Origin of the sequence: Pseudomonas sp. NPDC087346, assembly GCF_044744235.1 — a bacterium.
Taxonomy (GTDB): Bacteria; Pseudomonadota; Gammaproteobacteria; order Pseudomonadales; family Pseudomonadaceae; genus Aquipseudomonas.
In genome coordinates this window covers 107,863-119,453 of the sequence record NZ_JBIUXX010000006.1, presented here as the reverse complement: position 1 = coordinate 119,453, position 11,591 = coordinate 107,863, and the positions used below count along the sequence as shown (strand labels likewise).

6 protein-coding genes are annotated in these 11,591 nt (G+C 60.7%); 1 reads left to right on the top strand and 5 read right to left on the bottom strand.

Annotation, left to right across the window (positions count from 1 at the left end; all coding sequences use genetic code 11):
- Positions 1-315 precede the first annotated feature (315 nt).
- Positions 316-1,305, bottom strand: coding sequence for a diaminopimelate epimerase (locus tag ACIOZM_RS05830; RefSeq protein ID WP_401210596.1), 990 nt, complete (start codon positions 1,303-1,305; stop codon positions 316-318).
- 254 nt (positions 1,306-1,559) lie between these two features.
- Here ACIOZM_RS05830 and ACIOZM_RS05825 point away from each other — a divergent pair, with 254 nt between their 5' ends.
- Positions 1,560-2,711: an MFS transporter gene (locus ACIOZM_RS05825; protein WP_401210594.1), complete on the top strand. Its 1,152-nt coding sequence runs from the start codon at positions 1,560-1,562 to the stop codon at positions 2,709-2,711.
- Positions 2,712-2,796: 85 nt separating this feature from the next.
- Here ACIOZM_RS05825 and ACIOZM_RS05820 read toward each other — a convergent pair whose 3' ends face one another.
- The 4 genes from ACIOZM_RS05820 to ACIOZM_RS05805 all read right to left on the bottom strand — a co-directional run bounded on the left by ACIOZM_RS05820 (position 2,797) and on the right by ACIOZM_RS05805 (position 11,505).
- A complete protein-coding gene (locus ACIOZM_RS05820) occupies positions 2,797-5,220 on the bottom strand; it encodes a TonB-dependent siderophore receptor (RefSeq protein WP_401210592.1) in 2,424 nt (807 codons plus the stop codon).
- Between the two features lie 98 nt (positions 5,221-5,318).
- Positions 5,319-6,302: a FecR family protein gene (locus ACIOZM_RS05815; protein WP_401210589.1), complete on the bottom strand. Its 984-nt coding sequence runs from the start codon at positions 6,300-6,302 to the stop codon at positions 5,319-5,321.
- A gap of 40 nt (positions 6,303-6,342) precedes the next feature.
- On the bottom strand, positions 6,343-6,843 hold the full coding sequence (locus tag ACIOZM_RS05810) for a sigma-70 family RNA polymerase sigma factor (RefSeq protein ID WP_401210586.1): 501 nt from the start codon (positions 6,841-6,843) through the stop codon (positions 6,343-6,345).
- A 195-nt stretch (positions 6,844-7,038) separates the two neighbouring features.
- Entirely contained in the window at positions 7,039-11,505 is a 4,467-nt protein-coding gene (locus ACIOZM_RS05805) for a hemagglutinin repeat-containing protein (RefSeq protein WP_401210583.1), read from the bottom strand.
- Positions 11,506-11,591: the final 86 nt, after the last annotated feature.

Below are 11,591 nucleotides of genomic sequence, written 5' to 3'. Positions count from 1 at the left end.
TCTCACAAAACCTGTGGGAGCGAGCCTGCTCGCGATAGCGTGGTGTCAGTCAACACATCTGGAGCCTGACACACCGCTTTCGCTGGCAGGCCAGCTCCCACAGTGATTGGTGTTGTGCAGATGATTTGAGGCTGCTCACAAAACCTGTGGGAGCGAGCCTGCTCGCGATAGCGTGGTGTCAGTCAACACATCTGGAGCCTGACACACCGCTTTCGCTGGCAGGCCAGCTCCCACAGTGATTGGTGTTGTGCAGATGATTTGAGGCTGCTCACAAAACCTGTGGGAGCGAGCCTGCTCGCGATAGCGGTTTTGAATTCAGCCCATCAACCGCGCCGTACCGAACAATCTGACGCGCACCAACTCACCTTGCACTGCTTCGAGCAAAACCGGCGCGGTACCACCGGGCATGACGACGTGTACTTCGCCAGCCTCGACCCAGCCCACCCGCCATGCCGCGCAAGCCACTGCGCTGGCGCTAGTGCCGGAGGACTCGGTCGGGCCTTCGCCGCGTTCGAACACGCGAGCTTGCAGGCGATTCGGCGTTTCGAGCATCGCCCATTGCAGATTGACGCCCGCCGGGCATGGCTGACCTGCGCCGGTCGGCATGGCGTAGGCGATGCTGGTCAAACCTTCGGCCAGCGGTGCTTCGCGCATTTGCTCATTACTCGGCAGCGCCGTAATCTCAGCGACCAGCGTCACGCAATGCGGATTGCCAACCCGCACAAACTGACTGTGAGTCCAGGCCGGATTCAGTTGCGCCAGAGGTTGCACCCGGCTGACTTCGCGGCCATTGAACGGCACTGTTTCAACGCCGTGAGCCGCCACCGCCGACGGACCAAATCCGGGCTGACCGAGGTCGAGCCAGAAGCCCTGCACACCATCGACCGAAGCCGGTTTGACCGAGGTTTCACTCGGCGATTGTGTATCGCTTTTGTCGTGATGCACCCGCAGCAACGCACCTTCCTGCGGCATCAATCCTTGCTCAAGCAAGGCCTGGGAAAAGATCGTCAAACCGTTGCCACTGCGTTCGGCGAGGGTGCCGTCGGTATTGACGATCAGCAGATCGAATGGAGCCTCGTCCTGAAACGGCCCGATCAGCAGACCATCACTGCGATGGTGTTTGCCGTTGGGCGGGCGCTGGCCTTCAGGCCAGTCGCAACAGAGCGCCACTGCCGCATCACTCCACGCCAGACGCGACAACGCGCACTCGGCAGCGATAGCCGGTAAATCAATTCCCGCGTCACGTAACGCCTGAGGCGAAATCACCCCGTAGATATTGCCCCGTGCATCGTAGAACTGCGTCATCAACCAGCCCTTTTCAAAATTCCTCGAAGACCCCACTGTAAAACGCAATCCCCTGTGGGAGCGAGCCTGCTCGCGAAGACGGAGTGACAGCCGACATTGACGCTGGAAGACATAGCGCTTTCGCGAGCAGGCTCGCTCCCACAGAAAAGCTGTGCAACGATAGGTCACTGAACCGAATCAGCAACCGCTGCGAGCGAACCTCGACGCACGCTCATTGTCATTCGGGGACGCGACGTTTTTTGCCAAGGATCGATATGACCAGCCTCAACTCCCAAGACACTTTCGTCCCCGGACGCCTGCAACAGATCTCCACGCGCATCGCTTTTTTCATCGCCGGGCTGGGTATCGCGGCGTGGGCGCCGTTAGTGCCGTACGCAAAAGCACGGGCCGGACTGGATGAAGGCACGCTAGGCCTGTTGCTGTTATGTCTGGGGGTTGGTTCGATTCTGGCGATGCCGCTGGCGGGGATTCTCGCCACGCGTTTCGGCTGTCGTCGGGTCGCGACCGGTGGCACCTTGCTGATCTGCGCGGCGTTGCCGTTGCTGGCGACGGTGTCGTCGATCCCGGCGTTGATCGCCACGTTGTTCATGTTCGGCGCCGGGCTCGGCACCGTGGATTCGACGGTGAACCTGCAAGCAGTGATCGTCGAGCGGGCCAGCGGCAAGAACATGATGTCGGGGTTTCACGGTTTGTTCAGCCTCGGCGGGATTGTCGGCGCGGCGGGCGTCAGCGCCCTGCTCGGCCTTGGGTTGACACCGCTGACGGCAATGCTGGTGGTGGTCGTTGTGCTGATCGCGGCGCTGTTCAAAGCCGTGCCACACATGTTGCCTTACGGCAGCGAAAGCTCGGGCCCGGCGTTCGCGATTCCCCATGGCATCGTGCTGTTCATTGGCGGGATGTGCTTCATCGTATTCCTCACCGAAGGCGCGGCGCTGGACTGGAGTGCAGTGTTTTTGACCGAGGAACGCGGAATCGCCCCGGCCTATGCGGGACTGGGTTACGCGGCATTTGCCCTGACCATGACGGTGGGCCGTTTGCTGGGTGACCGGATTGTCCGCAAGCTGGGCGCCACGCGGATCATTTTGTTTGGCGGTCTGACGGCAGCGGCTGGTCTGTTTCTGGCAACCTTCGCCCCAAGCTGGCAGGCCTCGCTGCTCGGTTATGCGCTGGTTGGCGCCGGGTGTTCGAACATCGTGCCGGTGCTTTACACCGCTGTCGGCAAACAAACGGTGATGCCGGAAAGCATCGCGGTGCCGGCGATCACTACGCTCGGTTATGCGGGGATTCTCGCGGGCCCGGCGGTGATCGGTTTTGTCGCGCATGCCAGCAGTTTGAGTTTCGCCTTCGGCTTGATGGCGGTGCTGCTGGTGGCGGTGGCCATCGGCGGGAAAGTTTTGAAAGTCTAAAAAGCATCGCGAGCAGGCTCACTCCTACAGGGATCACACTGAACCTGTGGGAGTGAGCCTGCTCGCGATGGGTCACCTCGGTCTGTCAGAAACCAACGCTGGCCTGCACAAAGAACGTGCGTGGCGCACCGACGTACATACCCGAGTTGTTGTCGCTGGAGCGGGTGAAGTACTGCTTGTCGAAGACGTTTTTCACCCCGGCGCCGAGCTTCAGATTCGACAACTGCGCACCGAAGTCATACCCGCCGCGCACGTTCCAGGTCACGTAACCCGGAATGTCGCCGTACTGCCCGTCCGCCGTACCGTCGGTGATGTAGTTGCCATTGAAACTGCCATCAGCGTTGACCCCGGTGCCCGGCGAACGCTGTTTCGACTGAGCGAAAGCATCGACGTTGTAAGTCCAGCGATTGATGTCATAACGCAGACCCGCCGTGGCCACCTGACGCGAATAGAACGGCAGATCGCGGCCCTTGAAGCCCGGAATCTCGCCTTCGTAAACAGCGCGGGTGTAAGTGATACCAGCGTTGGCGCTCAGGCCGTCGAGGCGTGGATCAAGCGCGGCCATGTCGTAATGCACTGATGCTTCGATCCCCTGGTGCTTGGTCGCGCCGAGATTGGTCCAGCCCACGTCGTTGCTGATGTATTGCAGCTCATCGTCGAAGTCGATGTAGAACAGCGTCACTTCGCCGCCCCACACGTCATCGTTGTAGCGCGTACCGATCTCGTAAGTCTTGGCCTTTTCCGGGTTCAGGCCGTTGGCGGTCTGGTCACCCGAGCCGCCCTGCCCCAGCTGAAAGTACTGCAAGGCGCCGAACGAGGTTTCGTAGTTGGCAAACAGTTTCCACGCGTCGGACATGTGATACATCACGCTCAACGCCGGTAGCGGTTCGTTGCTGTCGATGCTGCGACGCTTTTCCTGAACCGGTTTACCCGAGGTGTCGAGCACCGGGCGGTCATGCCACTCGGTGCTGATGTCTTCGAAGCGGATACCCGGGGTGATGGTCCAGTTGCCGACATCAATCTTGTTGTCGACATAGAACGCATTGGCTTCAGTTCCGCCAGTGCGATCCTGATAGACATGGCCGTCGGAAGACTTGGTCACCACCGGCTGATTGTTCACCAACGCGAGACGGCTGGCCTCTTCATGCATGCCTTCCTTGAGGTACCGATAACCGACGCTGACTTCCTGCGTGGTCGGACCGACATCGAACACATGGGACACCCGCGGTTCAATGCCGAAGGTGTAGTAGGTACGCGGATAGGAACTGAGGGTTTTCTGGTCGCGGGCGGCAATCGTGCTGCCACGGAAACTGTCGGAGTAGTAGGTCAGCACTTCCGCCTGAGTGCGGTCGTCGATCTGCCGGGACCACTTGAACGACACGTCTTTGCGACGACCGCTGAAGTTGTCGTAGTCGCGGTCGGACTCGTACGGCTTGTCGTCATATTGCTTCTGCGTCAGGCCGCCGGGCATGTCGGCGCTGGCATCGTAGTAGTGAAAATTGAGACTGAAATCGTCCTGATCGGTCGGTGCCCAGTGGGTCTTGAGGATCACGTCGTCGATGTCGTTGCTGTTGTTGCGCTCGCGGTAACCGTTGCCGTTGACCCCGGAGTACAACAACGCCACGCCCATGCCGTTATCGGCGGTGCCACCGAGGAATGCGGTGTCGATGTGTTTCCAGCCGCCGTAGCGCGAGGTTTCCAGTGTGGTGCCGATTTCACCGGTGGCTTTTTCCGGGATCGCCCGGGTCACGAAGTTGATCACCCCGCCGACGTTCTGCGGCCCATAACGCACCGAGCCGGCACCGCGTACCACGTCGATGCTGTCGAGGTTGCCGGAAGAAATCGGTGCCATCGACAGCTGCGGCTGACCATACGGCGCGAAGGCTGCCGGTACGCCGTCGATCAACACCGTGGAGCGTGGCGACAGGCGCGAAGTCAGACCGCGCACGCCGACGTTCAGCGAAATATCGCTGCCGCCAGTGCCGTTGGAATCCTGCACCTGCACACCCGGCACGCGCTTGAGCACGTCGCTGACGTTCATCGCGCCCTGCTCGACCATCGCTTCGCGGCGGATCACTGTGCGGGCGCCGGGATGGTTCTGCACCACGGCGGCGTTGGCGTCACCGAGCCAGTCGCCGACCACTTTGATGTCGGTCACGCCCAGTTCCAGCGGGCCATTGGTTGCGGAAGTCGGGGCTGGCGTGAGGGTCACCGAGCCTTCATCGATCTGATATTCCAGACCACTGCCCTGCAGCAATTGGCGCAGGGCCTGTTCCGGCGACAGGTTGCCGTCGACTGCCGGGGCCTGTTTGCCGGCAACCAGATCCGGACTGAAAAACACTTGCAGCGAAGTCTGCTGACCCAGCTCACTCAGCGCCTGACCCAGTGGCTGGGCGCGGATATGAATGGCGTCGGCAGCGTATGCCAGCGGCATCGCAGCGTTGACCGCCAGCGCGAGTGCCAGCGGTAACCAAGGGGATTTTTTGTTGTTGGCAGAGGTGTTTTTCACGTCGTACGTAGTCCTGTGGATCGCAAGAGTGTGCGGCTGTTAATGCAAACCAGTTGCAGTTGAACAGGAAGACGACGAACTCGAAAAAAACCTGAATTTTATTTTGAAATTATTTCCTGACTGCCGTCGGCAAGCGTGCGAATCGCCACCGGCAGGATGTTTGGCAAGGCCTTGAGCAAGGCGTCGGTGTTGTCGGATTTGAACACGCTGGTCAGGCGCAGACTGGCTACGCTCGGGTTGGTGACCGTCAGCGGCTTGTCGCGATAACGCGAAACTTCCTCGACCACTTCACTGAGACTGGCGTTGTTGAACACCAGTTTGCCGCCGCGCCATGCAGTCAGTTCTGTCGGATTGACTGCGTAAGCCGTCGCCACCACGCCCTGCGCATCGACATGCGTTCCGAGGCCGGCGGTCAGGCTGATGAACTGGTTGTCCGGTGCATTCCGGCCCTGCACTTTCACCGTGCCCTGCTCCACCGCGACCCGGGTCTGGGTGACATCGCGGCGCACATCGAAACGGGTGCCGGTGACCGTGACCTTGCCGCTGCCGGCCTCGACCACGAACGGTCGGGCAGTATCGTGCTCGACGTTGAACATCGCCTCGCCCTCGGTCAACTCGATGACCCGGCGATCCTTTTCATAGCGCACCTGCAAACGGCTGCGACTGTTGAGATCGATCACCGAGCCGTCCGGCAACGCCACATGCTTGCGCTCGCCGAGCGCGGTGGCGAACTCGGCGCTGTAGCCATCGGGGTGGTTCAAACCACTGAACAAACCCAGGCCGAGCGCCACAGCCAACGCACTGGCGGCTACGGCATAACGCACCAGCGGCCGGCGTTTGCGGCGGTCTGGCGGGGTTTCACACAAGGCTTTCAAGCGTGGCACCGGCAGCAGATCAGCCGCCGTCCACAAGCCTTGCAGCAACTGGAATTCGTCACGGTGCTGCGGATGTTCACTCAGCCAGGCATCGAAGCGCTGCTGCTCGTCGACACTGATGGCCGGCTCCTGCAAACGCACAAACCAGCGTGCCGCTTCATCGCGCACCGTTGTTTGCCCGCACGCGCAATCACGAGGTTCCATCATGGAATGTCCTGTTTGGCCGGGGATGAAAAGCTGCGAGCACTCATGACTGCAAGCCGTCGAGACGGTCACGTAAATGCCGCAGGGTGCGGATCATATACTTTTCGACCATGTTCTTGGACAGCCCGAGGCGCTCAGCGATTTCCGCCTGAGTCAGCCCCTCGATCTTCTGCCAGACGAAAATCCGTCGGCAATTGACCGGCAGTTCCGCGAGCGCCCGCTCGATGGAATCGGCCAGCTGGATCGCATGCATGTAATGCTCCGGGTCGCCGGTTGACGACTCACTGTGATCGATCGCCTCCGACTCCATGGCACCCCGTCGATCCTCACGCCGATAACCGTCGACCGCGATATTGCGCGCGGTCTGATGCAAATACGCCCGAGGTTGCTGCACCGCCGTCGAATCAGATTCGAGCACCCGCACAAAGGTGTCGTGCGCCAGATCCTCGGCCTGCGAGCGATTGCGCAGGCGGCGGGTCCAGGTGCCGATCAACTCTTCGTAATGCTCGAAAAAGCCGGGTCTGCGGGGCAGCATGGGGATCATTGCGGCACGCTGAGGAAAGGGGCGCGAATAGTAATGCTTCCTATTAAGCCCGGCAAATCATTCCTTGGTGCATAAGGTGAGAGACAAGCGCACGTTCCATGCAGGAGCTGCCGCAGGCTGCGATCTTTTGACCTTGCTGTTTCAAGATCAAAAGATCGCAGCCTGCGGCAGCTCCTACAGGGGTTTTACGGTGTTTTAGCCTTTTTCGTCGATGCCTGCTTGCAGGGTCTGGCTGTCGAGATGACCGCTTAGAGTCACTGGGCCGACTTTCAGGTTGCCGTTCTCAAGGGAAACCTTCGGTGCGTTTTCTTCGGTTTTCTGCGGCAGGTCCAGTCCGGCTTTTACCCCGTAATTGCGGCTGGTCAGGTCGGTGCTGCTGACCTTCGAATCACCAAGATCAACCTTGCCTTCTGTCGAAGAGATCCGTGCGCCCGTCAGTTGCGTGGCGCCACCGACGTTGAGGTTCACACCCTGGCTGCCGCTGATCCCGGAGGCTTGTGCGACGCTGTCCTTGTGCGTGTATTCTCCGTCGACTTTCAGCGTTGGCTTGTAGTCGGTGCCGGCGAGTTTCTGCTTGTCGTCCGGTGGATTTTTCTTCGCAGTCAGGCTCAGGTCGACATCGACCTTGGCTTGACTGGAAGTGTCCTGACGGCTTTCGACGGTCAAGTCACCCGCGACTTTGCCGCTGACATTTTTCGCGTCGATCCGAGCACCCGACAGTTGAGCATCACCTGCGCTGTTGAGCACCACAGTGTCAGCCTTGATCTGGCTGTTCTGCTGCGTGGTGCCTTGCAGGTAATCCACGCCAACCTTGGCCCCGGCGTTGAAACCGTGGTCGCTGCTGGCTTTTTCATCAGCAGCCGTTGGGGTTTTGCTGCTCAGGTTGCCGCCAGCGTTCAGTGCAAGGTTCCAGTTGTTACGGCTATCGGTAGATTGCGCCGACTCCTGCACATAACCGCCCTTCTGTGCACCGATGCTGACGTTAAGTGCGCTGACCTGTGTGCCTTGCAGGCGCACAGAATCACCGCTCAAAGCAACCGCGCCCTGAGCGTTGAGCTGACCACCGTTCAGAGTCTGCGAGTTTTCATTAACCCGACCGATGTTGAAGTTACCGCTGAGATTGCCACCCTGATCACGGCTCTTCTCGCTGCTGGATTTGCTGCCGCCACCCTTCAAGCCACCGCCGAGATTGCTGCCGGTGGCGGTATGCGTGTCGGTGGCCGCTTGCAGATCGAGCTTGCCGTCGGCGTGCAGATCGATACCGCCAGTGCTGTCGATTTTCGTGCCTTGCTGGATCTGATTGCCGCCGCTGCTCAATTGCACGCCATTGCCCTGAATGCTCGCGACATGGGCTTGGCTATCGCTGGTCTGCTTGCCAGTGTGATCGAGCTGGAACCCGGCGCCGAGATCGACATTGGTGCCGTCGGTGCCCGGCAAGGTGCCGACCGTCAACGAAGCATTGCCACGCAGGCTGGAGCCGTCGCTGCTCTGGCGATCGTTGGCCTGATTCAACGCCAGATCGCCGCCAGTCTTGACGTTGACCGCGCCTTGACCGCCATCGAAACGACTGCCTTCGAACTGCGCATTGCCCGCCACATTGATGTTGACGCCTTGGCTACCGGTATAACCACCGACCACTGCAGTGGACGAATCCTTGCGAGTCTGACTGCTGCCGCCCGCGCCGCTGCCGGCGACGTTCACGTCCTCACCGGTTTTGGTGTAGACGCGCACATCGACCTTGGCGTCGGTGGCGCTGTCGCTGCTGCTGTGGGTGTTGCTCGCGGCATCGGCCACCAGTTGATCGGCGCTGATGTTCACTTTGCCGGCGCTGGCGTTGTACTGCGTGCCTTGGTCGTGCAGCGTGCCATTGGCCTTCACGTCCACAGTGCCGCCATCAAAACGGCTGACCACGGCGTTACTGTTTTGCTCGGTTTTGCTCGCGCTACCGTGACCGACCGCGACGTCGATGCCGACGTTCGGCTGGCCGAGATTGCCCAGTGCATCCTTGTCCGGAATCTTGCCGCCGAGGACGTCTTTGACCGCACCGGCAATGGGCCGGGCGATGTCTTTGTATTCGACGTTGGCACCGATGTCCGCCGACCAGTTGCTCTCGGTGTGAGTGCTGCTGTCGGTGTTGCTCGCTGCGCGGTTGTCGATCTCGTTGGCGACCACATTCAGACCGTTGCCGGCCTTGAGTTGTGCGCCTTCGGTGCTGAGCTTGTCGGCATTGATCGTCAGGCCGCCGCTGCTTTGCACACCCGTGGTTTGCGCGGTGGTTTTGCTGGTGGTGTCTTGCGAGGTGCTGTGAGCGAAATCAACGCCACTGCCCGCACGGTCAAGACCGCCGGTGTAGTAGAAACCGCCGCCGGTGCTGCTCTTGTCGGTCGAGGTCTTGTGGCTGTTTTCTTCAGCCAGCAGCGAGACGTTTTTGCCGCTCAGCGTGGTATCGCCAGCAGTGGACTTCACGTCCGCGCCCTTGATCGTCAGGTCGCCGCCAGCTTTTACTTGCACGCTGCCGCCACTCAGGCTGGAGCCTTGCTGGGTGACGTCGTTGCTGGTGACGGTCTGCTGTTTGTCTTCGTAATGAATCCCGGCGCGATATTGCTCAGGCGTATTTTCTTTGGCGTAGGCATCGAAACCACGCGTCTGCGTGCTGTCGCTGCTGTCATGGCTGTTCTGTGCCGAATGCACGTTCACATCCCCGGCCGCATCGGCATTCAACGCACCGCCAGCCTTGACCGTCGAGCCGGCCACTTCAATGTCTTTGGCGCTCTTGAGCTTGAGGTTGCTGTCCGACACCAGCTCGCTGCGCACCGTGGTGCTGTCCTTGCTGTTCTGGCGCGACTCGTCCTTGCTGATGCCGAAGAACTTGCTGTCCTTGTCGTGGTTGTTGCTGTGCGAAGTGTCCTGCACGCCGTCGATGATCAGCGAACCTTTATCGCTGATCACGCTGGCGTCAGTGCCGCCGCGCACCTGACTGCCGCTGATGCGCACGTCGTCAGCCTTGACGATGAGTTTGCCGGTGGCGTTGATTTTGCTGCCCTGATGCTGAGTCTGGCCTTTGTCGGCATCCCCGGTTTTACCGAAGAACCCGCCGCCGACCAGATCACCGGAGTAGCTGTTATCGCTGCTGCGATTGGTGCGCGTGGCGGTGGTGATTTCCACTTGCTTGCCGGCCAGTTGCAGATCACCGGCGCTGTTCAATTCAGCACCTTCGGAGCGCAGCAACGCGGCGGTTTGCAGGGCGATATTGCCGCCCTTCAACTGGCTGGTAACACTGCGCTGCTCTTCGCTGCTGGTGTTCCAGTTGGCTTTCCACAAGTGCTTGCGATGGTTGCCCTGATCGGTCTTGGTGTGGCTTTCGGTGGCAGCGGTCAGACGCAGATCGCCGCCGCTTTGCACGTCGAGATTCTTCGCTGCTTCGACCTTGGCGGCCTTCAGTTCAGTGTCTTTGCCGGACGACAGTTTGACGTCACGGCTGGCGACGATCTGGCTGCCGTGCTGGCGCGAGTCGCTGTCAGTCTCGGTACGGTCATAGGTTTCCCAAGTGATACCGATGGTGCTGTTGTTCCAGTTTTCGCGTTTTTCCTGGAGCTTGCGGCTCTCGACGGTGGTCAGCGTCAGGTTGCGCTTGGCATTGACGCTGACATCGCGGCCACTGACATCGGTCGCGGCCAGGGTCAAATCCTTGCCGCTGTGCAGACCGACGTCGCCCTGACTGCTGCGAATACTGGCACGGGTCACGTCGAGGCTGTCGGGCACTGCCTGACCGCTGACGCTGAGGTCGCCGGCAGAACGAATCTGCACGCCGTCGCGCCCGGCAACTTGCACCGGCCCCACCCGCACGCCCGCACCTTCGGCGGTGCTGACGATGTTGATACGCCCGGCCTGCATCGCGCCGAACAGGCTGGCGTCGATGCGTTGATCGATGGTGTGGCCTGCCGGGTCAACGGTTTTCACCTGACCACTGGCGTAGTCCACTTGATTGCGCCCGACCGTGAGGTTCAATTGATCGCGGGCATTGAGCGCGCCCTGACTGTCGATGCGTGGGGCGATCAGGTTGATCGAGCCCTCACCGTTGCGCAGGCCGCCGCTCTGAATCTGCAACTGACCGGTCGCGTCGCGGGTGCTCAGCGCTTGCAGTTTGCCGTCGTTGAGTTCCGGACGACCGACCACCAGATTGGCATTTGGCGTGTTGATGAAACTGCCGCCGTTAACCGAAATACCGTTGGGGTTGGCCAACACGTAATCGGCGGCGCGTCCGAAGATTTCCTGGGCGCCGTTGATTGAGGAGGCGTTGCGGCTGATCACTTCGTTGAGGATCACGCTCGCGGCCTGCCCCTGCAATTGCGGGTTGGCAGCCAGTTGTCCGGCAAGTTGCGACTGTCCGCCCTGCAAGGCGTTGTTCAGCACCAGGCCCTGACGGTCGACGTTGTAATCGAGGAACTGGTTGTGCGACAGGCCCGAGCCGTTCGGCGCGACGATGTTAACGATCGGCACGCCGCCCTGCGTCTGTAATTGCGCGGTGCCGCCAGGCCCGGGAGCAACCACCACACCGCCGGCCAAAGCGCTCGGCAGGTGTACGGCGAAGAACAGGCTGGCAATTGCCCAGCGCAGTTTGCCCCGAGGGGAAAGATGAAACGCAAAGGTGTTCACTGGCATAAGTCACTCTCCATGTAAGTACGGCATCACGCTGCGCGTTGGGATGAAGGCCGCGGCTGTCGCGCTCAGATCCAGCGGCTGGTTGT